The sequence below is a fragment of the Egbenema bharatensis FJBBOT/2019 genome (genome assembly GCF_048077055.1).
In the GTDB taxonomy this organism is placed as follows: Bacteria; Cyanobacteriota; Cyanobacteriia; order Elainellales; family Elainellaceae; genus Egbenema; species Egbenema bharatensis.
On sequence record NZ_CP182236.1, the window covers coordinates 3,439,731 to 3,465,184 of the forward strand.

The 25,454-nt window shown below is 49.5% G+C and carries 21 protein-coding genes and 1 pseudogene; 9 read left to right on the forward strand and 13 right to left on the reverse strand.

Annotated features, from left to right (window positions below; all coding sequences use genetic code 11):
* Positions 1 to 497: 497 nt before the first annotated feature.
* Genes ACM1PF_RS15940 through ACM1PF_RS15950 form a run of 3 tightly spaced genes read right to left on the reverse strand, consistent with a single transcriptional unit; the run spans position 498 to position 2,181 of the window.
* Positions 498 to 1,565: a mechanosensitive ion channel gene (locus tag ACM1PF_RS15940; RefSeq protein WP_416676669.1), complete on the reverse strand. Its 1,068-nt coding sequence runs from the start codon at positions 1,563 to 1,565 to the stop codon at positions 498 to 500.
* Positions 1,481 to 1,960 (reverse strand): mechanosensitive ion channel family protein, encoded by a 480-nt coding sequence (locus ACM1PF_RS15945; protein ID WP_416676671.1) that lies wholly within the window; start codon positions 1,958 to 1,960, stop codon positions 1,481 to 1,483. Before ACM1PF_RS15945 ends, ACM1PF_RS15940 begins: the two co-directional genes overlap by 85 nt.
* A 47-nt stretch (positions 1,961 to 2,007) precedes the next feature.
* The gene (locus ACM1PF_RS15950) at positions 2,008 to 2,181 is read right to left on the reverse strand and encodes a hypothetical protein (protein WP_416676275.1); all 174 of its coding nucleotides are present in this window, start codon (positions 2,179 to 2,181) and stop codon (positions 2,008 to 2,010) included.
* Positions 2,182 to 2,818: 637 nt separating this feature from the next.
* Here ACM1PF_RS15950 and glgB point away from each other — a divergent pair.
* Positions 2,819 to 5,128: a 1,4-alpha-glucan branching enzyme gene (gene glgB / locus ACM1PF_RS15955; RefSeq protein WP_416676276.1), complete on the forward strand. Its 2,310-nt coding sequence runs from the start codon at positions 2,819 to 2,821 to the stop codon at positions 5,126 to 5,128.
* Positions 5,129 to 5,217: 89 nt separating this feature from the next.
* Here the strand turns inward: glgB and ACM1PF_RS15960 are convergent, their stop codons facing one another.
* From ACM1PF_RS15960 to cofH, 3 genes are all read right to left on the reverse strand, one after another.
* Positions 5,218 to 5,862, reverse strand: a complete 645-nt coding sequence (locus tag ACM1PF_RS15960) for a Uma2 family endonuclease (RefSeq protein WP_416676277.1) — start codon at positions 5,860 to 5,862, stop codon at positions 5,218 to 5,220.
* 23 nt (positions 5,863 to 5,885) lie between these two features.
* Positions 5,886 to 6,776 carry an alpha/beta fold hydrolase gene (locus tag ACM1PF_RS15965; protein WP_416676278.1) on the reverse strand — a complete coding sequence of 297 codons (891 nt, stop codon included), beginning with the start codon at positions 6,774 to 6,776 and terminating at the stop codon, positions 5,886 to 5,888.
* 278 nt (positions 6,777 to 7,054) lie between these two features.
* Complete coding sequence (gene cofH / locus ACM1PF_RS15970; protein WP_416676673.1) at positions 7,055 to 8,221, reverse strand: 7,8-didemethyl-8-hydroxy-5-deazariboflavin synthase subunit CofH; 1,167 nt, start codon at positions 8,219 to 8,221, stop codon at positions 7,055 to 7,057.
* A gap of 227 nt (positions 8,222 to 8,448) precedes the next feature.
* Here cofH and ACM1PF_RS15975 point away from each other — a divergent pair, with 227 nt between their 5' ends.
* The 4 genes from ACM1PF_RS15975 (at position 8,449) to ACM1PF_RS15990 (ending at position 11,868) form a co-directional block, all read left to right on the forward strand.
* A complete protein-coding gene (locus tag ACM1PF_RS15975; RefSeq protein WP_416676279.1) occupies positions 8,449 to 8,685 on the forward strand; it encodes a hypothetical protein in 237 nt (78 codons plus the stop codon).
* A 75-nt stretch (positions 8,686 to 8,760) separates the two neighbouring features.
* Positions 8,761 to 8,943 carry a hypothetical protein gene (locus tag ACM1PF_RS15980; RefSeq protein WP_416676280.1) on the forward strand — a complete coding sequence of 61 codons (183 nt, stop codon included), beginning with the start codon at positions 8,761 to 8,763 and terminating at the stop codon, positions 8,941 to 8,943.
* Positions 8,927 to 9,514: a hypothetical protein gene (locus ACM1PF_RS15985; protein ID WP_416676281.1), complete on the forward strand. Its 588-nt coding sequence runs from the start codon at positions 8,927 to 8,929 to the stop codon at positions 9,512 to 9,514. The genes ACM1PF_RS15980 and ACM1PF_RS15985 overlap by 17 nt, the downstream gene beginning before the upstream one ends.
* A 104-nt stretch (positions 9,515 to 9,618) precedes the next feature.
* Positions 9,619 to 11,868, forward strand: a complete 2,250-nt coding sequence (locus tag ACM1PF_RS15990; protein WP_416676282.1) for a peptidoglycan D,D-transpeptidase FtsI family protein — start codon at positions 9,619 to 9,621, stop codon at positions 11,866 to 11,868.
* Between the two features lie 192 nt (positions 11,869 to 12,060).
* Here ACM1PF_RS15990 and glmU read toward each other — a convergent pair whose 3' ends face one another.
* Positions 12,061 to 13,410: a bifunctional UDP-N-acetylglucosamine diphosphorylase/glucosamine-1-phosphate N-acetyltransferase GlmU gene (gene glmU, locus ACM1PF_RS15995; protein WP_416676283.1), complete on the reverse strand. Its 1,350-nt coding sequence runs from the start codon at positions 13,408 to 13,410 to the stop codon at positions 12,061 to 12,063.
* Between the two features lie 90 nt (positions 13,411 to 13,500).
* Complete coding sequence (locus ACM1PF_RS16000; RefSeq protein WP_416676284.1) at positions 13,501 to 14,544, reverse strand: response regulator; 1,044 nt, start codon at positions 14,542 to 14,544, stop codon at positions 13,501 to 13,503.
* A gap of 355 nt (positions 14,545 to 14,899) precedes the next feature.
* Between ACM1PF_RS16000 and ACM1PF_RS16005 the strand changes: the two genes are divergently transcribed.
* The 3 genes from ACM1PF_RS16005 (at position 14,900) to ACM1PF_RS16015 (ending at position 18,038) form a co-directional block, all read left to right on the forward strand.
* Positions 14,900 to 15,769 carry a sulfurtransferase gene (locus ACM1PF_RS16005; protein ID WP_416676285.1) on the forward strand — a complete coding sequence of 290 codons (870 nt, stop codon included), beginning with the start codon at positions 14,900 to 14,902 and terminating at the stop codon, positions 15,767 to 15,769.
* 658 nt (positions 15,770 to 16,427) lie between these two features.
* Positions 16,428 to 16,946, forward strand: coding sequence for a LabA-like NYN domain-containing protein (locus tag ACM1PF_RS16010; RefSeq protein ID WP_416676286.1), 519 nt, complete (start codon positions 16,428 to 16,430; stop codon positions 16,944 to 16,946).
* Between the two features lie 132 nt (positions 16,947 to 17,078).
* Positions 17,079 to 18,038: a TIGR04168 family protein gene (locus ACM1PF_RS16015; protein ID WP_416676287.1), complete on the forward strand. Its 960-nt coding sequence runs from the start codon at positions 17,079 to 17,081 to the stop codon at positions 18,036 to 18,038.
* A gap of 143 nt (positions 18,039 to 18,181) precedes the next feature.
* Here the strand turns inward: ACM1PF_RS16015 and ACM1PF_RS16020 are convergent, their stop codons facing one another.
* The 5 genes and pseudogenes from ACM1PF_RS16020 to ACM1PF_RS16040 all read right to left on the reverse strand — a co-directional run bounded on the left by ACM1PF_RS16020 (position 18,182) and on the right by ACM1PF_RS16040 (position 23,736).
* The gene (locus tag ACM1PF_RS16020; RefSeq protein WP_416676288.1) at positions 18,182 to 18,844 is read right to left on the reverse strand and encodes a rhomboid family intramembrane serine protease; all 663 of its coding nucleotides are present in this window, start codon (positions 18,842 to 18,844) and stop codon (positions 18,182 to 18,184) included.
* A 428-nt stretch (positions 18,845 to 19,272) separates the two neighbouring features.
* A complete protein-coding gene (locus tag ACM1PF_RS16025; protein ID WP_416676289.1) occupies positions 19,273 to 19,458 on the reverse strand; it encodes a hypothetical protein in 186 nt (61 codons plus the stop codon).
* Positions 19,459 to 19,922: 464 nt separating this feature from the next.
* A complete protein-coding gene (locus tag ACM1PF_RS16030; RefSeq protein ID WP_416676290.1) occupies positions 19,923 to 20,387 on the reverse strand; it encodes a GNAT family N-acetyltransferase in 465 nt (154 codons plus the stop codon).
* A gap of 594 nt (positions 20,388 to 20,981) precedes the next feature.
* Complete coding sequence (locus tag ACM1PF_RS16035; protein WP_416676291.1) at positions 20,982 to 21,632, reverse strand: hypothetical protein; 651 nt, start codon at positions 21,630 to 21,632, stop codon at positions 20,982 to 20,984.
* Positions 21,633 to 22,018: 386 nt separating this feature from the next.
* Positions 22,019 to 23,736, reverse strand: a pseudogene (locus ACM1PF_RS16040) (metallophosphoesterase).
* A gap of 432 nt (positions 23,737 to 24,168) precedes the next feature.
* Between ACM1PF_RS16040 and ACM1PF_RS16045 the strand changes: the two are divergent.
* The gene (locus ACM1PF_RS16045) at positions 24,169 to 25,437 is read left to right on the forward strand and encodes a glycosyltransferase family 4 protein (RefSeq protein ID WP_416676675.1); all 1,269 of its coding nucleotides are present in this window, start codon (positions 24,169 to 24,171) and stop codon (positions 25,435 to 25,437) included.
* Positions 25,438 to 25,454: the final 17 nt, after the last annotated feature.

Below are 25,454 nucleotides of genomic sequence, written 5' to 3' on the forward strand. Positions count from 1 at the left end.
CATATAGAGGAAGCAGGGAGACAAAGAATTCCCAGCGAATGCATTTAGTGTATAGATAATTAAAAAAATTGCAACTAAAAATTACGACTGACTCAATCAATTTAGGTTTTATGCATTTTTGCCTGGCTCCACCCTCCCAGGAGGGGCACAGCCTGCTCTGTTCCTACAGATAGTCGTTAACCCAATTCCCAAAACTAGAACGGCAGCAAACTTCTCCACAAAAAAGCAGGACGGGCAGAAGGCCCATCCTACAAGAATTTCAACTTGTCTAACTTACATTTATGAGAATGCCGCCTGAACGTCGGGTTCTGCTTTCCCTATTTATGGCGGAATACGACTTCCTCATAGGGTCAGATTGCTGGAGTAACAATCTTGTATAGGGTCAGACATATTCTTAAGAGATGCTCTAGACCTGAGATTGAATGCTGCACCATCGTACCTTACCAAGAATCAGCTTCATCACCCTGTACGAATGAGAACAGTTACAACCGTGACGGTTACTGCCGCTTGAAGGAAGACACCCAGTTTCGGAGTTCCTCCGATGCAACATCACGACCTCCCAAACCAAAGGCCAGGGCGATCGCCACTGCAATCGCTCCAACCAGCAGACCGAAGGCCAGGTTAACAATATTGCTGGCAATTCCCATTTGTTGAAGGGCCATTGCAGACACCAGGACAATAATGGCAATCCGAGCCGTTTGAGCCAGGAGACGCGCCTGACGATTTCCAGAACTGGAGATCAGGTTAAAGGCGAGATTCGCCAGATATAGCCCAATTCCGAAAATAATGAGTCCACTGAGCACCTGAGCAGACACCGCCAGAATGCCATTGACGATCGCTGTGAGCACGGCGAAACCCAGTACTTCCGTAGCGGCAACGGCTCCCAGCAGAATGATGCCAATCAGCACAATAATGCCCGCAATTTCCGAGGGAGTACGGCGAGCTGGGGTTGGCGGTTGAACGACCGTTTGGGTGCCCGATGCTGGGGGAATATCGCTGGGGGTCGTGGGGGGTGGGGTTGGGGGGGTAACGGTGGGTCGCGGTTGAGCAAATCCCATCCAGTTGAAGACGTTATTAAACCCAATACTGGTCAGAATATTGGCAACCAGATCTGCCACAAACCGTCCAATAACGTAGAACAGCACCAAAATCAGGGCTGCGGTAAAGATTCGGGGTAGCGCCAGCAAGATGTCTTGCAACATTGAAACCGCAGGCGCGGAAATAGCTTCAATGCGTAGTGCGTTTAGGGCCGCGATCGCCGTAGGAATCAGAATCAACACATAGACGATCGTGCCAATCAGAGCCGACAAGGATAATCCACCCGTCGCCTGGGTCAAACCTACCCGAACGCCCAACTGATCCGTTCCCATTGCTGCCAGCAGATTTGTCACAATGCCCCGGACAATCCGCGCAATCAACCAACCCACTGCCGCAATCACAATCGCATAAAGGATGTTGGGCAGGAACGTGAGGAGATCATTCAGCAGGTTTTGGACTGGAAGTAAAGGCCCCCTAAATTCAATACATCCAGAATAATGGGCAGGAAAAACAGAAAAATGAACCAGTACAGAACATTTCCCAACGTTTCACTGAGCAGAAACGGTGACCGTTCTCCCGTTTGCGCTGCCAGGCGATCGTCCAGATTAAACCGCGCCAGCCCCCGTGTGACGATGAGTTTGGCAATTGTGGCCAGGGCCCATGCCAATGCAAGTAAGAGAGCCGCAGCACCCAACCGGGGGAGGAAACTGAAAATTTGCTCCAAAAAGCTGTTGAGCGGTGCAGAAACGGCCTGGAGATTGAGGGCATTCAAGAACGCGATGATGACGAACGCCATAATCAGCCAGAAAACGGTGGCCGCAACCCACCTTTCAACCGGCCAACCTGCGGCTTCTTCGGGTTGACCCGTCACCCAGCCCGCCAGTCGCCGATCGAGATCGGTTCTCCGCAGTAATCCTTTCACCACCGAGGCCACGATCGCCGCGATCAGCCAACCGACGATGAGAATAGCTAAGGCCCCAGCAGATTGGGAAGGAAGGTTCCCAATTGCCCGAAAAATAAGCCAATTCCTGCCGCAGTTCCAGCATCAGGCGCGGCAGGTTGGGGGCTAGCCTGAGCCAATGAGTAGAAGCCATCTATCCCTCCTGATTGCAGGATAGACGTAACACACCAAATTTGATTCATGGTTCAGTTAGAAGATGAGTACAACAACTGGGCTGAAAAAATACCAGCCACTAAAAAAATAAAACGTCTTCGGCAAAAATCACAGCTTCTTGAAGTACGTTTATGAAAAAAAACGTAAATTAGCCGAGTTTTGCACAAACGATCGGACTTTTCTCGCCCAATGCACCCCATATGAAGCGAATATTGCTAGTGAAGCCAGTTAAACTCTAAATAAAAAATAAAGTAGTGATCGAGGGACAACCCTCTCCCGAACGAGAGAAATTTGAAGCAGCCATTTCATCCCATAGAATCTTGAGCAAATTAATTGTGCTTGCCTAGGATTTGAGTGTTGAGCCGCAATTTGCTACTCTTTGTTAAAGCTTGTTTCGTTTTCTTAACAAATCAGTGCTTTTATTGTACGTATGGTGCTGCTGGTGATGTACGCCTGGATTAGTTCCATAACTTCCATAATTTCCATGATTCAACTAGAGCATCACAAATACTGCGATTAAAAAAACCAGGATCAAAGTATTTTCAATTCTGCGTACACTCAATATAAAGTGATTCTGAACGGTGTAGGATTGCCCCCTAAACCCTGACGTTGATTCAGTACATCCGTCTCATTCTTTGTTAAATACAGATATAGGTAGGTGACTTCATGCCCATGACCGTTGCTCCAGAACAGATTGACCGGATTGTTTGGAACCAGCACCACGACCCTTTTGAAGTCCTTGGCCCGCACCAGATCCAGCAAAACGGGAAGTCCGTCTGGGCGGTGAGAGCTTACCTGCCTCATGCGAGTGAGGCGTGGGTGGTTTGCCCAGAGGAACGGAAAGATTATCCGATGCAGTCTGTTCATCATCCCAACTTCTTTGAGTGCGTTTTAGAACGGGAGCACTTGAAGAACTATCAGCTTCGTGTGAAAGAGGGAGAGCATGAGCGGGTCATCTACGATCCCTATGCGTTTCGATCGCCACTACTCACCGATTTCGACATTCATCTATTTGCCGAAGGTAATCACCATCGCATCTACGAAAAAATGGGTGCTCACGCAGCCGAAGTAGATGGCGTGAAAGGGGTGTACTTTGCAGTCTGGGCACCCAATGCCAGAAATGTTTCTGTTCTGGGTGACTTCAACCGCTGGGATGGACGGCATCACCAAATGCGGGTCAGAAACAACGGAATTTGGGAGCTTTTCATTCCAGATATTGCCTTTGGAACGGCTTACAAATACGAAATTAAGAATCACCACGGCCATATCTACGAAAAGTCTGATCCCTACGGTTTCCAGCAGGAAGTTCGTCCTAAAACGGCTTCGATCGTTGCTGATTTGGATTCCTATGAGTGGCAGGATGCGGATTGGATGGAGTATCGCCGCCATACAGATCCTCTGACGCAGCCGATTTCAGTCTACGAAGTTCATCTGGGTTCCTGGATGCACGGAAATGCGGATGAGCCGGCGATCGATGCAGAGGGGAATCCCGTTCCTCCAGTTATCGTGGCGGATTTGAAGCCTGGGGCTAGGTTCCTGACCTACCGTGAACTGGCAGACAAGCTCATTCCCTACGTCAAGGAATTGGGCTATACCCATCTGGAACTGCTGCCAGTGGCCGAGCATCCCTTCGACGGTTCTTGGGGTTATCAGGTGACAGGATACTACGCTGCCACCTCCCGATTCGGCACGCCGCAGGATTTGATGTACTTCATTGACAAATGCCACCAGAATAATATTGGAGTCATTGTCGATTGGGTTCCGGGACATTTCCCCAAAGATGGACACGGACTCGCCTTCTTTGATGGAACGCACTTATACGAATATCCTGACCCTCGCAAGGGGGAACACAAGGAATGGGGAACGCTGGTTTTTGACTACGGACGCAACGAAGTTCGGAATTTCCTGGTCGCAAACGCCCTATTCTGGTTCGACAAATATCATATTGACGGGATTCGGGTGGATGCAGTGGCTTCCATGCTCTACCTCGATTATTTGCGCCCGGCCGGAGAATGGATTCCCAACCAGTATGGCGGTCGAGAAAACATTGAAGCGGCTGATTTCCTGCGTCAGATGAATCACCTGGTCTTCAGCTACTATCCCGGTGCGTTAAGCGTTGCTGAAGAATCTACCACCTGGCCGATGGTGTCCTGGCCCACCTATGTGGGCGGGTTAGGCTTCAACCTGAAGTGGAACATGGGTTGGATGCACGATATGTTGGATTACTTCCACATGGATCCCTGGTTCCGCCAGTTCCACCAGAACAACGTCACCTTCAGCATTATGTACGCCTTCAGCGAGAACTTCATGCTGGCGTTGTCCCACGATGAGGTGGTACACGGTAAGAGCCCAATGATCGGCAAAATGCCGGGAGATGAATGGCAGAAATTTGCTAACCTCCGCTCCCTCTATACTTACATGTTCACCCATCCGGGTAAAAAGACCTTGTTTATGAGTATGGAGTTTGGTCAGTGGAGTGAATGGAACGTCTGGGGCGATTTGGAATGGCATCTGCTAAATTACGAACCCCACCAGCAGTTGAAGTACTTCATGAGTCGCCTGAATGACCTTTACAAGAGTCAACCTGCCCTCTTCACTCAAGATTTCTCCTACGACGGTTTTGAGTGGATTGACTGTAATGACCAACGTCATAGCGTGGTGTCCTTTGTGCGCAAGGCGAAGGAAGACCCGGAAGATTATGTGATTGTGGTTTGTAATTTCACGCCGCAACCCCATTCCCATTACCGGGTTGGTGTGCCTGAAATGGGCTTCTACATTGAGTTGTTCAACAGCGACTCCCGGGAGTACGGTGGTAGCAATATGGGCAACCTCGGCGGTAAGTGGGCTGAGGAATGGTCGTTCCACAATCGTCCCTACTCCCTGGATTTGTGTCTTCCCCCATTGGGAGTGCTGGTTCTTAAGCCCGATCGCGCCAAGCGTTTACCGGGTAGCGAAGCTGAAACGACTGAGGCATAATAGTTACAATTATCAATTCCTTGGAGGGTGGGCATCTTGCCTGCCCTTTTTAAGTTTCCTTCTTCAAGTTTCCTTCTTTAAGTTTCCTTCTACGCTTCCAGCTTTCCAGCAAACTCCTCCAAAGCCTGAACGCTTCCGACTTCCCAAGCCCGATCGATCGCCTGGGAGATCCATGCTGTCACGGGAATATCGGGAAAAGTTGGACTTGTATCCGATTGAATATAGTGTTTATCTTGAAGTAAATAGATTTTGAGGGCAGAACTTGCATAAATCCACAGTTCTGGAACCCCGATCGCTTCATAGGCACCCAGCGTGGTTTTGGAGGTGACATCGGTTTCGATCGCCAAATCGGGAGGCGGGTCATCGGGTTCCAGCCGTCGCCGACCAATCATCTGCTGATAATGTTCGATATAGAAGCAAGCATCCGGTTCAACCCCTGCGGCTCCTTCTCGCTTGAAGGTCGTTGAACCAAAGGGCTGATATCGTCTACCTGTCCATTTGAGTAAGATTTTGACAATATCGGAAATGAGATCTCGAGGCAGTTCATGTTCAGGAAGCGGAACCATAATTTCCAACGTGCCATGACTGTAAGCAATTCGCGCCGATCGCTTCTCCCCTAACTCCTGCAAAATTGTTTCAAACTCCTGCCAGCTCACATCGGGAATGGAAACCAGGCTGCCTGGAGCAAACCACATTTGGCTGATGGGTTTAGTAACGCGGAGCTGAGTGGCCATAGCGAGCCTCAGTAAGGATTGATTCAGGACAGATATTTATTCAAGAACGGCAGAATGGCGCTGGCCAATTCATTGGGATACTCTTCGTGCAGTCCCAGAGAACCTGGTATTCGGGACACTTGTACGCCTGTAAAGTGGGCCAAAAACTCCATTTCAGCCAGCGATTTAGGGGGTGTTTGCTCTCCAATCACTAACATCACAGGTAGGGGGGGCAGGGGCTGGAAAAAATCAACAAAGTCGCTGCGATTGCGAACTGGATCGAGTGCGCCCGTCACAAAGGCCGCTGAGGCGTGTCTGGCTCCCCATTTTTGCGTGGTTTTGTACTTTTGCTGAATCAACGATCGCGTCACATTCTTTTCATCTGCAAACACATGCCGACGATACATGAAGTGCAGGAAAGGCGGCAGCGTATTAAGCAAGTAGAGGAACTGCCCAATCAGAGGTAATTTGATCAGGAATCTGAGCAAGTTGTAGAACCAGCGATGTTCCCCCATTGCCGTAGGCAGCGGACCACGCCAGGTGGGAGCAACCAGTACGACCCACGACCATACTGGCGGTTGACGTTGGGCTAATTTCATCACGTACCCCGCTCCATGACCACAGGCAATAACGACTACAGGTTCCGTGAAGACGGTGCTCACAAAGTCTTTGAGAAATGCCTGGTAAAGGGCGGGACGGTAGTTAAACCAGGGACGACTAGACTCTCCAAATCCCGGCCAATCCAACATTACAACCTGATACCGCTCAGCAAGCTGCTGGGTCAAACCTCGAAGTTCATCACGGGTCGAAACGCTGCTGAAGGCAGGCAGCATCAGGATGGGCTTACCTTCCCCAATCACTTCATAGATTGCGGTGACAGGTTTCTTCTTCCAACTCCAATGAAATTCACGAATTCGTCCACTAACAGGAGTCATGGCTTCCTAGTTCTGCTTGACAGGGTAGAGGGTTTCAGAAAAGGCGATCGCAAAATGCCCTGAGGCGGGCTGAACAGCGGTGCAAGTAGAATAACCTCAATCCAACCAGGGTAATGGCAAGTCAGAGGTAGATCTAATATTGACATACTCTATTGACATACTTTCCATGCCCATCAGAGATAATGCAGGAAGATGCTTGAGGGTGACCCCAAGAGTTCCGGCTACAACAGGTGCCCGCTAGACTGAGTGGGCGTGTCCTGCAATCGTGTTCTGATTCCCTACTCATTCTTGACGGTTTGCCTGGTTATCCTTCCATACAATGTGTCTCTTTGCTGGGCAGGGCGATCGATTGCCTGAATCGCCTGTTGTAATGCCTCCACATCCATACAGGTTCCCCCCTGCGCCCCTGCCATTGAAGTAATGTGTTCTTCCATGAGAGTGCCGCCGATATCGTTACATCCCCAGGTGAGTGCCGTCGTTGCTCCATCTAATCCCAGCTTCACCCAACTCGGTTGATGATTCACGATCCAATTGCCCAGAAAAATCCGAGCCACAGCCATTAACAAGAGCGCATCCGACAAAATCGGTTGATCTCGGCCGACCCGACGACGCAGCGGTTTGGGTGCATCCTGACCCACAAAAGGTAGCAAAATAAATTCTGTGATACCTCGATCGCCTCGTTCTACTGCGGCCTGTTGCAGCGATCGGAGGGCGGAAAGATGGCGAATTTGTTGGGCTGATGTTTCAATATGTCCAGACAGCATCGTGCTGGTGGTAGGCATCCCTAACCGATGGGCCGTTTCTACTACTTCTAACCAGGTTGCCGTATTAATTTTTTCAGGACAGATGACCCGGCGCACCTCATCACTCAACACCTCAGCCGCCGTTCCTGGCATCGAACCCACTCCAGCCGCTTGCAGGGCTGCAATTACCTCGGCATAGCTCAAGCCATCAATCCTGGCGATAAACTGCACCTCCTGTGGCGAGAAAGCATGCAGGTGTAGTTCAGGGAAGGCTGCTTTAATGAATCGCACCAGTTGCAGGTAGTACTTCAATACCGAGCCGTCTATGGTCGCCTGAGGATTCAGCCCCCCCTGCATACAAATTTCTGTTGCCCCTCGCTGTACCGCATCCGTCGTTTTCTCCAAAATCACCGATTCATCTAACCAATAAGCACCCGTCTCTCCCGGATCCCGCCGAAACGCGCAGAAGCTGCAATGCTGCTCACAGATATTAGTGAAATTGATATTGCGATTAATAACATAGGTGACAACCTCTCCCACCTGCCGTTGCCGCAACCGATCGGCTGTTTCCCGAATCGCCTCGATCGCCCCTCCCTCGGTCTGTTGCAGTAAAACCAACCCTTCAGCTTCCGACAAATCCTGCCCTGCCAGAGCGCGATCAAGAATAGCATCAACCGTTTGGGTAGAAGAAAGATGAATCATCACAGCGATCGTTAAGTAAGCAACTAATTAAGCAAGTAATCCAGATTGACTAATACAGATTAACGAATGCAGACTGACTTCATCATAAGTAAATGATACAAACTCAGTAGATCACAAACCCTGTTTAGATCCCCCCTAGCCCCCTTGAAAAGGGGAAACCGAGCCGAAGAGGGGTTGAAGTCCCCCTTTTTAAGGAGGATTTAGGGGGATCTAACGCAGGCGTTGCCGTGAATGCAATTTGTTTTCGATCGACTGAAACTTCCTTCTCTCCTCCTGCACTCTTCCTGCCTACCGACTTCCCCTCACTCTCCCCACTCCCCACTCTCCTCACTCCTCACTCCTCACTCCTCACTCCTCACTCCTCACTCCCTACTCCCCTCACTCCTCACTCCTGTTCACCGATCCCCACCACTACCCCTGGGGATCAAACGATCGACAGATTTTTACAGACTTTTCGGCCATGATTCGGCATATCCCCCTTATACTTTTGGAACATTCTGTTCCACTTGGTAAATGCAGGCAATTATTTTGCCTACGATGTGGGTACTATATCTGGAACAATATTCGCTCTGGAACAATATCTAAAACGATATCTGGAGCGATCGTTCAAGTCGGTGGCTGGACGGTTGGGGCAGAATGACAACGAATTGCAAAGACAATTGCAAATGATCGGGCAAAATATGTGGTCGCGCAGTAGGTGTGAGTATGGTTACGGCTCTTAAATCGGATAATTTAAGGCAACTGAGACCCCGTTCTAGACAAAATGCTGCTTCATTACGGGGCATTTCATCACGGGAATCAGGAGTTGCTTCATCCACCGTCCCTGCTGCGATCGAGGAGCGAAGTTCGTTGCGTTCGCAAGCGACTCAGCCGCAAACCAGTCCTTCCCCCACGATTGTTGACCCAAAGGTTGTGACAGCGTTACCCAGAACGCAAGGGATTCCAGGCTGGTTAAACCTACTGGTCAAAACCCATCGCGCCTCTTTAATGTTGACGTTTTTACTGGTGGGAGCGGTGCTCGCCGCTTATGGTTGGACTGTTGTAATTCAACAGCAATGGGGACGGGAATACCGTCGATTAGAAACCTTGCAAAAGCATGAGCGACAACTGGTTGCTGGAAACGAAGCCATCAAAAATCAAATGGCGGAGCAAGCCGAGTCTCCCACCAGTGGGCTGATGGTTCCCGACCCCAACAATGCGTTTTTCCTGGCTCCTGCCCCCAATCGTCCTCCAGCTGAACCTCCTCACCATCCAACATCCCAACCAGCTCCCGCTAAGCCTCTGGGATATTGAGCCTTCCCGTAGCATTCCCTGATGCTATTCAGCGAAACCATGCCTGGTGATTTTGCTCCCGGTTTTGCATCTCGCAGCATTTTAATTGATAGTGACGATCGCCCATGTCGATTTCATTTCCGTCCTTTCGCCCTCCCAACCGCCGTCGCACTGGCTCCCATCGACGACGTTCTGTATCCCAAAAGCCGCTCAACCCGCCGAGTACTCACCCTGCGCATCACCACTATCCGCGCATCTCTGCCCGTACCCGCCGAACGGGCCAACTTTTTCCTGATCGGATCTCCCGTCGGTTAGATGGGGGGTCGCAGCGGATTAGTCCTTCCCCCTCCCAGCCATCCGTTCCGTCCGACCGCCGATCGTCCCATTCTGCTTCACCGGCTACAGCCCGACCGGCCGCTATTCGATCGGCCAATATCCGATCGTCAATCCGCTCCTCGGTACAGTCAGCCTTTCTCCGATCGCCGCTGCGCCAACAGCTCTCCTTAGCCCAGTCCAGGCCGCGTGTGGTAATGATCTGGGGCGTTCTGATGGTAAGTGTTCTGCTCCTATCGCTGAATTTGTTTCGGATTCAGGTTCTGCAAGCTGAACTATTGCAGGAACGAGCCAAGGCTCAGCAAATGATCTACCTGAATCCGATGGTGCCGCGCCATCCCATTGTCGATCGGCAGGAAACGGTACTGGCGATCGACCAGCCAGTTTATACCCTGTATGCCCATCCCATTCTGTTTCAAAAGCCTACCTACGAGATTGCCCAATCAGTGGCGACATTGTTGAATCAAAGCCCAGAAGCGGTCATGGCAGCATTTGAGCGTAGTGAGAGTGGGGTGCGGATTATTGATGGGTTGACGGAAGACGTTGCCCGGCAAATTTCTCACCTCCAGTTTGATGGGCTAGAACTGGTGCAGGAACAACAACGCCTCTATCCCCAGCAGGACTTGTTTGCCGATGTGGTGGGTTATGTCAATGTCGATCGAGAAGGGCAATCTGGCGTGGAATACAGCCTGGAAGATCAGTTACGTCAACCGATCGAGGCAATGACTCTGAGTCGATCGGGGGATGGCATGATCATGCCGATGGGATTACCCAGCGACTTTTTGCAGCAAACCGATGGTCTGCGTTTACAACTGACTCTGGATAGCCGTCTGCAACGAGCTACTCGTCTGGCCCTGAAGCAGCAGGTAGACAAATATAAGGCAAAACGGGGGGCCGTTATTGTCATGGATGTCCATGATGGCTCGATCCTGTCACTGGTTTCAGAACCATCCTATGATCCCAATCGCTACTACGAAGCCAACCTGGAGGATCTGCGAAACTGGGTGCTGACGGATCTCTACGAACCGGGTTCAACGTTCAAGCCCGTTAACGTGGCGATCGCGCTACAGGCAGGGGCGATTCATTCTACAGACACTTTCTATGATGAAGGGGCGATCGAAGTGGGGGGCTGGCCCGTTCAAAACGCCGACTTTGAGAGTAGTGGCGGACGAGGCATGCTGAATGTCAGTGAAATTCTGCAATTTTCCAGCAATGTGGGCATGGTACGCATGATGCAAACCCTGCAACCCGGTGTGTACTACGGTTGGCTCCGGCGGTTGGAGTTGGACAAAAAAACCAGGATTGATCTGCCGGCTGAAGTGGATGGGCAGATGAAAAATTACTCGCAGTTTGTGAACGCCAGTATTGAACCAGCCACAACCGCCTTCGGTCAAGGCTTCTCCCTGACTCCCATGAAGCTAGTTCAACTCAACAGTATGATAGCGAACGGCGGCAAGCTGGTTACGCCCCATGTGGTTCGAGGATTGGTCAATCCAGCAGGGAAAGTCACCTGGAGTCCTGATCTACCTGCACCCCGACAGATTTTCTCCCCCGATGTTGCGCAATCTGTCCTGGAAATGATGGAAGAGGTGGTAACGGATGGCACAGGTCAGACGGCTCAGATTCCAGGCTATCGAATTGCTGGGAAAACCGGAACAGCCCAAAAAGCAGCTGATACGGGAGGATACACCAATGCTAGAATCACCAGCTTTGTCAGCCTGTTTCCCGTGGAAGCTCCCCAATATGCTGTGCTGGCAGTAGTGGATGAGCCTCAGGGAAATGATGCCTATGGTTCAACCGTTGCGGCTCCGGTGGTGAGAGCGGTGATGGAAGCCCTGATTCAAATTGATCAAATCCTACCGAGCCAGACGGCCAGTGAGGAGGAGCTTGAGCTGGAAGACAGACGATCGCTACCGGGTAACTATGCGCCAAAACCAGAGGATGCAGATCAGCCAGGAGAAGGATCTGACGCTAACAACCAGGAATACGGAGGTGATTTTGCAGAGCCTGAACCAGTCAACGGTGCTGCAATTGACGAGTAGTCTCCCAGCCAGGAAGGATCCGATTATGTAAGATCATGAATTCAATAACCTGTGCAACGTTTTACTCCGCTGACTGGGCGGGCCAGACTTCGGCTTGAGCTCAGAGTTCGGCGAGGCTCACTCGAGCCGTCGAAACGCTGCCCACCCCACAAGAATTCCAGATTATTCAATTCGCGGCCCTTAGGATATGACTCACTGCTTCAATCGCCATCCCCGCTTCACTACCTGTCGGGCCCTAGCAATCACCAGGCTGTTATCCGGCACATCTTCAGTGATGGTCGATCCTGCTGCGATCGTCACATCGGTACCAATGGTGACGGGAGCCACTAGGACGCTATTAGAACCCGTTTTGGTGCGATCGCCAATTTCAGTTCGATGTTTTTGCACCCCATCGTAGTTAGCGGTAATGGTGCCTGCGCCCACATTCACCCGCTCACCCAGAGTGGCATCGCCCAGGTAGGACAAGTGGGCCACGTTAGTGCGATCGCCCAGCGTCGAGTTTTTTAGTTCTACGAAGTTGCCAATGCGGCAGCCCTCTCCAACCTGAACGTGACCCCGCAGATGGGCATAGGGGCCGACTCTAGTATGCGGTTTGATCACACTATCCGACACCACAGAAAACATCACGGTAGTTGATTCACCAACCTCGCTGTTTTCAATCAGGCTGCCTGGCCCGATGCGACTACCGGCGCGGATCAGGGTTTGCCCCCGCAGATGGGTTTGCGGCTCGATCACCACATCTGCCTCTAGCTGTACCGTGTCGTCGATGGTCACGCTATCTGGATCAACGATCGTCACGCCTGCCGTCATCCAGCTATCCTTCACCCGCGTTTGGAGAATATCGTATGCAACGGCAAGCTGTTTGCGATCGTTAATGCCCAAAATCTCTTGATAATCCGCTACATCCACTGCCATCACCGGGTCAAGGTAGCTCACTACATCCGTCAGGTAATATTCTTGCTGATCGTTATTGGACTGGAGCTTGGGTAAGACTTGCGCCAAAGCAGACCACCGAAAGCAGTATATTCCTGCATTGACCCGACGATTTTGCCGCTGGGCGGGCGTACAGTCTCGATCTTCAATGATTTGTGTGACTAAATTTTGCCCATCGCAGAACACCCGACCGTAGCCCTTTGCATCGGGCAGTTGGGCAGTCAGAATAGTGGCAGCGTTCTGATTGGATCGGTGAACTTGCAGCAAGGTATCCAGGGTTTCAGCGCGCAGCAGCGGCACATCTCCATTCAAGATCAACAAATCATCTGAGAAGCCCTGCAAATGAGGCATCAATTGCTGGACGGCATGTCCCGTGCCAAGCTGCTCTCGCTGTTCAACAAACTCCACATTCGCTACATTCGCCAGCGATTCCTTAATTGCATCGCTGCCGTAGCCCACAATCACCAAAATTCGGCTGGGCTGCACCCCATTCGCACAACCTAACACTCTTTCCAGTAGCGATCGCCCACCCAATGAATGTAGAACCTTGGGTAAACGAGACTTCATCCGCGTTCCACGTCCCGCCGCCAGAATTGCTACCGCTACCATGACTTCCTTTGTCCTCTCTGTTCACCAACGGAGTATATCGTGCTTCTGTCCCTCTTTCAGACAGTTGATTTCGGGGAAGGTAAGGATTTTCTATGCAGTCATAATTTGTTGGTGAATGAATTCAGCAAATTTTTGCATCAATTCTGGATTTCGCCAACCTTTTGCCGTTTCCTGAAACATAATTTCCAGAGATTCCTTTGGCGTAAATGCAACCTTATAGGGCCGCTCATGGGACAGGGCATCGTAAATGTCAATCAGTTGAAAGATCTGGGCTAAAAACGGAATGGCATCACCGCTCAGCCCATCGGGATAGCCTGAACCATCCCAGCGTTCATGGTGATGGCGGATGATAGGAATCACGCCTTGCATGGTGCGCAATGGCTGACAAATTTGCTCGCCAATCAACACATGCTGCCGCATCACATCCCACTCTTCAAGGGACAACTTCCCCGTTTTTAGCAGCACAGCATCCGGGATACCCACCTTACCAATATCGTGCAAATACCCCCCCCACATTAGATCTCGGACTTCAGTGCGGGAAAGCCGGAGATATTCACCAAAGGATTTGCCGCGTAAAACCAACCGCTCACAGTGATCGCCGGTATTTGGATCTCGACGTTCGATAGTACGGGCGATCGAAAACAGGACTTTACTGGCGTGGTCGAGATCCTCGTTGAGCCGTTTCTGCCGAATCAGGGACTTGACGCGGGCAGATAGTTCAAGCTGATCAAACGGTTTAGAAAGAAAATCATCTCCTCCAACTTCAATGCCGTGGAGCCGGGCCCGGCGATCGTTCAAAGCCGTCACGAACACGATCGGAATTAAGCGCGTATGGTCTTCCTGCTTCAAACGGCGGCACACTTCGTAGCCATCCATCCCTGGCATCATCACGTCCAGCAAGATGAGATCCGGATCGGCTTCGTTCACGCAGTTCAGGGCAGCCTGTCCATCTTCCGCCTCTAATACTTCGTATCCTTCGACAGACAAAAGGGCAACCGCAGTCATCCGGCTAGAAGGATGATCATCGACTACTAAAATTTTCGGCTTTTCAGAGTCGTATTCGTTCACAGGAGTTCTCTTATACGAATCCGCAGAAACACTTAGCTTGGAACATAACGGCGTAGCTTGCAGCATAATGGCTATACAATCCTTCCCGATTGCTCTGGTGTCGGGCCAGTTCACCTCTGTGGGGAAGAGCGTTTAGGCAAGTTCCTCATCCATCAACAAGAGAAGACAACTACCAGTATGTGCAATTGCAGGGAGGCAAGGATCAGGTTTTTTACGGAGATTTACTCCATTTTTATCTCACCAGATTGCTGCCTCATGAAAACTCATGAACTTCGTAATGTTTCAATATTGATTTTCTCCACTTGATTTTCCGAATTTGAGGTTACGATTCAGTTTGGGTGTTCTACTTTTTGTGCTACTTCGTAGAGAATAAATAGTACTGATTGTCGTTCGTATTCGTTTGCAAGGGAAAAGTAACCCTATGAATCAACCAAACCTGGAGGATCCCTCCAGCGAGAACCAGCGAAGTTCCGTTGTTTCAGCGGCAGAGCTGTTTGAATATCTCAATGATGACCGAGTGGTGATTATCGATTGCCGATTTGACCTGGCGCAGCCCCAGCTTGGGCGATGGCACTATCAAACCAGCCACATTCCGGGAGCTTTTTATTTAGACCTGAATCAGGATCTGTCGGGCCCAGTTCAACGGCATGGGGGACGACATCCTTTACCGGAGCCTGAGCAACTCGCTGCCAAGCTGGAAACGATCGGGGTACGGTCGGGAAATGGACAATCGGCAACGTGGGTCATTGCCTATGATGATTCTCGCTTTGCCTTTGCAGCGCGTTTATGGTGGTTGCTGAGATTTTTAGGGCACGATCGAGTGGCTGTATTAGATGGGGGCTTTGCGGGATGGCAAGCGGCAGGCTATCCAGTCACATCTGAGGCTTCCCATCCTAAAACCAACCCTGGCACATTTGTTCCCCGGATACAGTCTAACTGGGTTGTAGATCGGGAAACTGTGAAAACCCAGAAGGACAAACTAGAAATTGCCCTGATCGATTCACGAGAAGCTGAGCGATATCGTGGGGAACGGGAACCCATTGACCCTGTTGCAGGTCACATTTCAGGAGCAATGAACTATCCCTGGACAGAAGTGACAAATTCCCAGGGCTATCTTTGTCCCTCCTCTGTTCAAAAACAACGATGGGCAAGTTTAGCGGGAATCCAGGAAATTATTGTTTACTGTGGTTCTGGTGTAACTGCTTGCGTTAACCTTTTATCTTTGGAGATGGCTGGACAGAACGGCAAGCTTTATGCTGGAAGTTGGAGCGACTGGTGTTCCTACCTCTAGGCAGATGCAAAGTCCGGATGGGCAGTGGTAAATTTATCTATAATATTTAGGATAAATTAAACGCTTATCTGCTTTTAGAGTCGCTAAATCCAGCTGACTCAATCAAATGCTAAAGGGACAAAAATGCAATGTAGCGATAGGTTTAAACTCGTATTTGCAATGATAGAAGAGGGTGGGTCTTTGTATCCAAATGCTCAGTCATAGTCTGCTGCTTTGGTATAAATTTGGTGAGCTACAGTATGATTGAATTTACGCTTAAACATTTGATCTGCTAGAGCGATTAGCTTCACCCTTATTCAACTTGATTGAATAAAACTGCCCTGATGATTGTGAGAATACGTTGATCATTGATATTGATCATTGCGTTTGTCTGTCTCTTTGACAGCCTGGTAGGCTGTACTCTACCAAAAGGCTGAATTATCTAGCTATTGTTCAGTGCTATGTTTTTTGTAGTGCTTTCAATGGCTAGGGTGATAGATGATGAAGCTAACGGCGAGGCTTGTTGGGCTAAGTCAAACTGGCGATGTTGTCTGTCGGCTAAGAATCTCTAAGCTTATCTTGAGCACAAGCGTATCTTGAGCGCAAATTAGCGGTGAGGAAACTGTCAGGATTGAGTGAATTAATGGACTTCTCTGCCAGAAAACTTAGGTTATTTTCTATGTCGTCTGTTATGAACCGTCTCTCCATATTTATAGACGGGAACAATATGTTCTACGCTCAGCAGAAGAATGGCTGGTTTTTCGATCCAAGGCGAGTATTAGAATATTTCACCCATGATCCAGAAGTGATGCTGATCAACGCTTTTTGGTATACGGGGTTGAAAGATCATCAAGATCAGCGTGGCTTTAGAGACGCACTTATTAGCTTGGGTTATACCGTCCGAGTTAAAGTGCTCAAGGAATACTACGATGACAACTCAGGTCGGATTTCTCAGAAGGCAAATTTGGACATAGAAATTGTTGTAGATATGTTCAATACGGTTGATCAGTACGATCGCGTCATTTTGTTCAGCGGTGATGGAGATTTTGAGCGGGCGATCGAGCTACTGCGCTCTAAAAATACTCACATTACGGTTGTTTCCACAGAGGGCATGATCGCGCGAGAACTGCGGAATGCAACCGATCGCTACATCGATCTAAACGATTTACGTCCATATATTGAGAAAACAGATGGCTGAATATTTGTGCTGATATTCCATATGTCAAAAAACAGCCAAAGAAAATCGGCCAAACTACCTCTCTTCTCTCTAGAAATATGTGAAAGTGTAAAAAGCTCACTATTCTGGAGAGAAATGCCTTTTGGAGTTAGTATGACTAGCACTCATCCCTTCCAGCCACATCAGGAACCATCCCCATCGTCATCGCTCACGATCGCCGTTATTGGAGATGTTCATGATCTTTGGGAAGCAGAGGATGAAGTAGCTCTAAAACAGTTGGGAGTTGATTTAGCCCTGTTTGTCGGAGATTTTGGGAATGAGTCCGTTGAAGTGGTGCGACTGATTGCCGCCCTGTCCCTACCCAAAGCGGTCATCCTGGGAAATCATGATGCCTGGTATAGTGCAACTGACTGGGGACAGAAGAAATGTCCCTACGATCGCCAGACTGAGGATTGGGTACAGCAACAGCTCGATCTGTTGGGGGAAGCACACGTTGGTTATGGGAGCCTGGACTTTCCAGAATTCCAGCTTTCCGTGGTGGGGGGTCGCCCCTTTAGCTGGGGCGGGTCTCAGTGGAAAAATCAGACTTTTTATGAATCTCGCTATGGAGTCCGCAATTTCGAGGAATCGACTCAGCAGATTGTCCAGGCGAGTCAACGTACGGCCTATGACCATGTAATTTTTGTTGGGCACTGTGGCCCCAAGGGATTAGGGGAAGCTGCTGAAGATCCATGTGGTAAGGATTGGCAGCCGATCGGTGGAGATCATGGCGATCCGGATTTGTCAACCGCAATCCATCAAACTCGTGCTTCTGGTAAAACAATTCCGCTAGTCACCTTTGGCCATATGCACCACCAATTGCGGCACACCAAGGAGCAACTTCGCAAAATGGTTGCGGTTGACCCTCACGGTACGGTGCATTTGAATGCCGCCAGTGTTCCTCGCATCAAAACCACTGCGGCTGGACGAATTCGCAACTTTTCCCTGGTGACACTAGAGTCGGGCATCGTTTCTAAGGCTTCCCTAGTGTGGCTTGATCCAGCGTTCAAGATTTGTTCTGAGCAGGTGCTCTATGAACTGCCGTGCCTGGTCGAGCCGTCGCTCGGTCGCTAAGGATCATGGATTAAACAACCTGTACAGTACTCTACCTTCCTGACTGGGCAAGCAAGATGCCCACCCCACAAGAATTCCAGGTGATTAAATTTGCGTTCCCCAGGGTGATTAAATCCATAACTCGGCACTGACTGGCTTGTGGTTCAAAACACCCTGATATAGCTGACCAGGTAGGCTGCAAACACTCCGCCAATAAAGCCGAACAAATGCCCTTCCCAGGAGATATCGGGTCGAGTAGGCAGAATCCCGATAATGTACCTGCCGTAGAGCAGAAACGTGACGATCCCCAAGGCCATTGCCAGGATGTTCCGCGAAACCAATCCATAGACCAGCAAAAAGCCAATATAGCCATAGATCACACCACTGGCTCCAATATGTGGGCTTCCCTCCCGCCCAAATAGCCATGTTCCTAAACCACTAAACAGGGCTGAAATGACTGAAACGACATAAAACAGCCGGAGTCCTTGCACAGCAATGAACAGTCCCAGAATCACAAAGAATACCGTGTTGCTAATAATGTGGGAGTTGTCCGGTTGCCCATTTTTAAAGCGGACACTGTGGAGAAATGGGGCGCAGACAACTCCAAATAGCCCGGTAATCTCCCTGGGTCGAATGCCGAATGCCCAGCTAAACGCACCTCTACCAAGGCCCCAATCCACAATATGAACCGCCCAAGCGAACAAGATTAGCTCCCCGACGGCTCGCCCCTGCTCTTCCAGGTTAAAGTTCTCTGCCGCTAAATAGAGTCTCAGGGCATTGAGAGGGCCAGGGTAAAACAACGGCTCCGAATAGAATGATATTGCCATAAACAGCTTTAGGATAGGCGAAAATCTTGAAAGACTACAGGAGGATGCTTTAAAGAGTCTTGCTGTTGGTAGTAAAACGATTTAGATCCCCCTAAATCCCCCTTCAAAAGGGGGACTTCCGATCCGGTTCTCCCGTTTTTAAGGGGAGGTAGGGAGGATCAACGTACCTAAAGTCACAACAGACCACTTTTTAAACATCCTGTGAGCACATTGGACACTGCACACAGCAAAAAGCTCATTCATTCTATTCTGCTTGCCCCAGAGAAAAATTTATTTTCTTTAAGATTTTGGCTCAACTCAGTCTCGAATAGTAGCCACAAAAAATAAGTCAAACAAAAAATTGAGCCAGCAATGAACTAGCTCAATTTCAGGGATTATTTAGTTGTAATGTTTGTTGACCCGACAGTAGCATCCCAAAAAAGAGTTTTTTAAACTAAATTCAGTAGGTGTGTCACCCGCTCCTTGGGCGGTGTGGACTTGCTGCTGGCTGCAACGACCGTTGTTAAGTTGGGCATCTCTTGACGGCAATGAAGGCAGAACCAGTAAACTTGCCCATGCCGGGCATGACGTAATAGTTGTTCAGAACAGCAAGGACATTCGTTGAGGGTTTTCATAAGTTTCTTTAAATTAAATGACTAAACACTGAACTGTATTGAAAAGCACGAACTTGAATTACTGTTTCTTACCCTTATATTGCTCATAATGACAAATCGTGATTGGAATTTCAACTGACCCAATGGCTGATTTTAGTGTGTAGAATTGCTCAAATTACCGACTCAAACCAAACGCATCCACTCTTGTATTTTTATTAATTTTTTGTGAGCGCGTCTGCTTCAAATCAGTCAAAGAGTTCATTGAAAACGATTGACTTACAAAGCTTTTCCAATCCAGATATCGGCAATTCACTTAGTGTAAGAATTGATCCCCATAGGGAGAAAATCAATTCTTATGTCCTTCAAGAAACAGAAGTTTTCCTTAAATTAATCAATCAATACTCGCCTCTCGTTTCGCGTCAACCCAGAGATAGATTTTTGGTATTGTTCACTACACTTGTATGTTTACCTGAATTGCCGGTAATTTACTGTAGCGATCGCCGCATTTCGATGTGTAAAATCCCGGCTTCATCAAAGGGTTCACCATAGGGAACAAATCCCAACTTTTCGTAGAACGCTTTGACCTGCATTTGCGCATTCAGCTTGATTTCAGGGATCGCCTGCTGATCCAGATAGTCCACCGCAGTAGTCATCAGCATTTTTCCCAAACCCCGGCCTCGATGGACAGACAGGACAGCCACCCGTTCAATTTTGGCCAGGCGATCGGTTAGCATGCGAATTCTAGTGGTGCCAACCGCCTGATCTGCCTGATAGGCGACAACATGCATCGACGCTTCATCCAACCCATCAAAATCAATGTCCAGGGCAACGCCCTGTTCTACATGAAAAACCTGATAGCGAATCGATCGAATGGCAGATTGTGCTGCCGCAAATGGGACAACCTGCAATATAAGATTACTGATAGTTTGATTACTTTCTGCGTGAGTCATTTCGCTGAGTTTTAGTAGCAATTCAATCAAGGCTTACCCGGTAGTTCAAGAGGTTGTTAGAATGCAAAATCCTGCATGACTGAAGGTAGAATTTAAAACTAATCATTGGTTGACGATCAATCCTCATTGACGGACAAAACTATCTACGGCTGCATGCCAAATTTACATTTACATGACAAAATTTACATGACAAATTCTGCCTGCCAGGCAAAATACCTGCGTTACAGGAATCGATCGATTGGTATCCATGGGATGCTCCCACCCTCCCCAGCCGACACCTGCATTGAGAGAGGGCTGGCCCCACCTCAGGTGAAATCGGGGAGCGAAGTTTTCTCCCCAAGGCAGAATCCTTAATCAGTCAGTCCGTAACCCGCCCTGAACGCCAATACCCTATCAAACACAGGCAAAATGCACTGTGATCTAGAATGCTTTTGCAAACAGCCCCTAATGTCAGTTTGGTTAACTTTTCAGGGGTTCCAAAAGGAGATAGGAGCAGGAGGCAATGGGGGAAGCAGATTCCTGCCGCAAAGTCCTAGATCACTGATTGAGCCCAAGATTCGCAACCTGCTTGAGCATTGGCTGAAACTGCGATCGTCACTGAAAATCAGACTGACAGGTCGATAGAATACGCAAATCATTCTCTGAAGGATTCTCAATCTGATGAAAACCTTCTAGTCCAACCGGGGTCACCTCCGCTTCTGTTGCCGCTAGGGTATCGGTGGGTTCCAGGGCAACGGCATAGGGATGGGATGTCTGCTCGTAGCTATCAATCACCGTGAGGGCCATTCGGTCTACCTGGAAGTCGCCATAGAAGCAATCAAAGGAAGACCTGGGCATATAAAAAGCACCAACGACTTCACCCTGCGTTACCTCAAAGATCATGTAGGCAGAACCAATCTGATCGCGCTCGGGAGATTGACCGTAAAGATACACACCATCTTCAAACGGCTGGGAACGGGTTGCCTGCTGAGAAGGCGTTATTTGGGCGGAGTGGAACTGCGTATGGTTGATTTCAGCCACTGCGGCGGTTGGGGCGATCGACGGCTGAGATCCTGAAGGTGAGGCGAGATGCAGCATCAGATGGTCTGGAACTTCAAAACTATGGGCAGACGAAATTCCATTGACCAGTAGGGTTGAGAGGGGGAGTCCTGCTAATAATGTACTTCCAACAGTTGGGCCAATTAACCGTAAGACTTTCTTAATCAAATCAGTTGAGGATGATACACCAAACAAAGAATTAAACACCGCAGATAATCCTCTCGCAAAACAAAATTCTTAAGCACAGTTTTCAAAATCTAAAAACAGGATTAAAACAGAAAGCGAATTTCTGAAAAATCAAATTAGAGGATAAATTAAGGAAAAATTGAACCTATTTCCACTCTAACGGAGAGATTGCCTCCTCCCCGTTTGCTACAGCAAAGACTTTACAAAGGTTGCAATACTTCTTTGTGAAGTTTATTTATTTTTTCTACTAATTAATTGTTTCGATCGAGGTAAAACGATTGTGGGGCAAAGGAAACTCCAGATCAGTTCATGCCAGTCCAGGGTTTGGCTTAAGTCATGAATTAATCACTTGAACAATCTCATTGCTCAGGTAGCGAAAACAGGTTCACTGTAAAAAATTGCAGTTCTTAGCGATCTTGCCTTAACTGGAACGCATCAAACTGAATTACTTCCGAATCGGGCGATCGGGTGTCAAACCGATAGCTACTCACGGTGCCTGTTGTGGTGTCCAAAATGCTGAAGACCGTAATATCGTTGCTGGCGATGTAGGGTTGGGGGTGGCCCTGTTCATTGAATAATGGACTGAGAATCGGCACGATCGGTTCCAACCCATTGGGATCACCCATGGCAGCATAGGTTTCCTGAAAGCCGATTGGAATCGATCGACGCTGGTGGTTAGAAAAAGTGTAGGCTCCGTAGGTGTTGCCGACGTTGGAGGTTTCCAAAAAGTGCATTCCCGTGGGACTGATGAAGCGGTTCCAGAGATGGGAATGGCCATAGAACACCAGTTGGACTCCGGCAGATTCCAGGAGCGGCACCACATCTCGAAGCAGGTAATCGGACTCCAGGGGATATTCGTAGCGCACTGAGAGAATTTGCGCCTCTGCATCAGGCTCCTGGGTTGAAAATCGATCGACAATTTGCACCGGATCAGTATAGGCAGGGACGATATTATCCCCCAGGGAATGGGGAGGATGGTGGAACATGACAATCCTATACTTCGCCTGCTGAAATTCTGGACGGTTCAATTCTGCCTGCAACCACTCATACTGGGGACTGCCAGGGGCGATCGACTCGAAAATATGCTGACCATAGCCCCAACTCATCGGATCATTTAAGTCCTCATCCCGTTCCCGGTAGCGACCTTTGGCGGAGGGAGCTAGATTAGGCGTTCGCCAAATATTGGTGACAAAGAGAGAAATCAGTCGAATCTCTCCAAAGGTCACAGCATAGTATTTTTTTCCGCCTGGGCTGTCCGTTGGTAAAGCAAAAATTTCTTCGTAGGTATCGGTATTGAACGTCCGCTCCTTCAGCCACCATTGCCGAAATTCCGCTGTATCCTCCTCTGCTCCAAGCTGGGATGCCATTTCTGCATAGGCTTGCTCTGCCACCGATCGCGGTAAGGGATTGTTAAATTGTTCGCCCAAAGGCTTTTCCATTGAAAACTGGCCCATCACCTCATGGTTGCCGATCGCCGGAAATAAAGGAGCTGACTGAATCGGGCCCCACCGCTATAGACAGTCGTTGTTCCCTCGCGCTCTAATTCGTAGGTGGCCCGTCCCTGTAAACAAGGAAAAAAGGCATTACCCCGCCGATCGTCAAACCACTCTGAGGCGCGATCGGGTATATCCACCAGGTCTCCCGCCATCAAAACCGCATCGACAGACCCAACGGTTTCAACCACTTTCTGAAGATTGGCGGCCGTCATTCCCTTAAGCTGATGATCCGAGGTCAACAGAATTCTCAGGGGAGTTTGGGGGGGAGGAGCAGGTGCTAAGGTAAACCGATCGCTGGTGACGATTTGCCGATCTTCTCGCCGACTACTGACTCGATAGGGCAGGCGAACCCCCGGAGCCAGTCCAGAAATTTCTGCCTCATGTCGCCAGAGGTTGCGATAGGTGGGTTTGGCATAAACTGAACCATCCCCTGCCTGTTCCCCCACATGGGATTCTTGATCTTCTCGCACCCGGCTGAGTTGGGTCGTATCCGCCTGAATCGTTCGTTCCAGCCGATCGCCATATTCAACAATATGCCGGGAACCCGCAAACTCTGTAAACCAGACCACTCGCACCGAATTTTCAGTTGGCAACTGGAGGAATGGATCAGTCAGCAGCCGGGGTTGCATAGAAAACGCTGGAGAAAAGAAGGTTGGAAATAGCCATTGCAACAGCAAGACGATACAGGTTAACCCCATCAGAAAGCCGATCGCCGTGAGGACAGCGCGACCGTTGGAATGTCGGGGTAGGGTAGGAGGGCGCGATCGACGAGACGTAGGAATACCTGGCATAACATCGATCAAATTCTACCGATAATTTATAAATTCATCCCCAGGATTCATCCCCTGTACCCTGGCTCTACTGGCCCTACTCCACCACAGCTCAGTAATCTCTCGGTTAAGAATTGCCGGACTCCTCTGCTAATTTACGAAAACTTCATATTTGCTGGGTTGCAGGGGGGAAAATTGGTAAAGAAAAGGTGAAGCTCCTCAAGAATCATTTCGTTCAATCCGGTACATGAGATTTGATAGGTAGGAATTAAAGTGGTGACAGTCAACTCAATGGCACTTAAGGTTGCATATCTCGTTAACCAATATCCCAAGGTTAGCCATAGTTTTGTCCGTCGGGAAATTCAGGCCCTGGAAGCCATTGGTGTTTCAGTATCACGCTTCTCGATTCGATCGCTGGCGGATGAGTTAGTGGATGATGCCGACAAGCAAGAATTGGAGAAGACCCGATTTTTGCTGAGCAATGGAGTCCTCTTCCTGCTGGTGAACTTGCTGCGGGTCGGGTTCAGCCGCCCAGGACGGTTTTTAAAGGCTCTGAAGCTGGTCTGGCAGATGGGATGGGCTTCGGAGCGAGGTATCGTTTATCACCTGGCCTATCTAGCTGAAGCCTGCATTCTGCTGGGTTGGCTCCTGGAAGCGGAGGTGGTTCATCTGCACGCTCACTTTGGCACGAACTCTGCCACCGTTGCCCTGTTGTGTCGGGTGCTGGGGGGACCGCCCTATAGCTTTACCGTTCATGGCCCGGAAGAGTTTGATAAGGTACAGGCGATCGCGCTACCCGAAAAAATTAAGCAGGCTGCCTTCGTCGTAGCGATCAGTGCCTTTGGTCGCAGTCAACTATATCGATGGTGTCCCTTTACAGAATGGTCGAAAATCCATCTGGTTCGCTGTGGAGTTGATCAGTCCTTTTTAAACCAGCCGCCTGTTCCCATTCCAGAAGCCCCTCACTTAGTTTGCGTCGGTCGCCTATGTGAAGATAAGGGACAATTGCTCTTAATTCATGCAGTCCAACAGCTTGCAGCGGAGGGCATTGACTTTAAGCTGACGCTGGTGGGTGATGGGTCACTCCGTTCAGAAATTGAGTCCTGGATTGCCACCTACGGGTTGGAACAGCAGGTTGAGATTACAGGCTGGGCCAGCAGTGAAACAGTCCGACAATGTGTTCTGGACTCTCGCGCCCTGATTCTGCCAAGTTTCGCAGAAGGATTACCCGTGGTGATTATGGAAGCCCTGGCATTGGGTCGTCCGGTGATCAGCACAACGATCGCAGGCATTCCTGAACTGGTACAGCCGGGACAGTCGGGTTGGTTGGTGCCTCCCAGTTCCATTGATGCCCTGACCCAGGTGATGCGAGAAGCGTTACAAGCACCTGTTACAGATTTAGAACAAATGGGACGGGCTGGGGCTGAACGAGTTGCGTATCAGCACAATGTGAAAACCGAAGCAGAGAAATTAGCCGACCTTTTCCAATTGAGCGATCGATCAGTATCCAGTCTGTCCCATTCTCCGGCCAATCTACTTTCCACTCAAACCTCTCAATAGCCTGAGGTGAAACTCCT

Coding starts and splice junctions, on each gene's coding strand:
- ACM1PF_RS16020 (WP_416676288.1), bottom strand. CDS start 18,844: ATGGCAATATCATTCTATTCGGAGCCGTTGTTTTACCCTGGCCCTCTC.
- ACM1PF_RS15960 (WP_416676277.1), bottom strand. CDS start 5,862: ATGGCCACTCAGCTCCGCGTTACTAAACCCATCAGCCAAATGTGGTTT.
- ACM1PF_RS16005 (WP_416676285.1), top strand. CDS start 14,900: ATGAATCAACCAAACCTGGAGGATCCCTCCAGCGAGAACCAGCGAAGT.
- ACM1PF_RS16030 (WP_416676290.1), bottom strand. CDS start 20,387: ATGACTCACGCAGAAAGTAATCAAACTATCAGTAATCTTATATTGCAG.
- ACM1PF_RS15950 (WP_416676275.1), bottom strand. CDS start 2,181: ATGAATCAAATTTGGTGTGTTACGTCTATCCTGCAATCAGGAGGGATA.
- ACM1PF_RS15985 (WP_416676281.1), top strand. CDS start 8,927: ATGGTTACGGCTCTTAAATCGGATAATTTAAGGCAACTGAGACCCCGT.
- ACM1PF_RS15965 (WP_416676278.1), bottom strand. CDS start 6,776: ATGACTCCTGTTAGTGGACGAATTCGTGAATTTCATTGGAGTTGGAAG.
- ACM1PF_RS16000 (WP_416676284.1), bottom strand. CDS start 14,544: ATGCTGCAAGCTACGCCGTTATGTTCCAAGCTAAGTGTTTCTGCGGAT.
- ACM1PF_RS16015 (WP_416676287.1), top strand. CDS start 17,079: ATGACTAGCACTCATCCCTTCCAGCCACATCAGGAACCATCCCCATCG.
- ACM1PF_RS15990 (WP_416676282.1), top strand. CDS start 9,619: ATGTCGATTTCATTTCCGTCCTTTCGCCCTCCCAACCGCCGTCGCACT.
- ACM1PF_RS16045 (WP_416676675.1), top strand. CDS start 24,169: ATGGCACTTAAGGTTGCATATCTCGTTAACCAATATCCCAAGGTTAGC.
- glmU (WP_416676283.1), bottom strand. CDS start 13,410: ATGGTAGCGGTAGCAATTCTGGCGGCGGGACGTGGAACGCGGATGAAG.
- ACM1PF_RS16010 (WP_416676286.1), top strand. CDS start 16,428: ATGTCGTCTGTTATGAACCGTCTCTCCATATTTATAGACGGGAACAAT.
- ACM1PF_RS16025 (WP_416676289.1), bottom strand. CDS start 19,458: ATGAAAACCCTCAACGAATGTCCTTGCTGTTCTGAACAACTATTACGT.
- cofH (WP_416676673.1), bottom strand. CDS start 8,221: ATGATTCATCTTTCTTCTACCCAAACGGTTGATGCTATTCTTGATCGC.
- glgB (WP_416676276.1), top strand. CDS start 2,819: ATGCCCATGACCGTTGCTCCAGAACAGATTGACCGGATTGTTTGGAAC.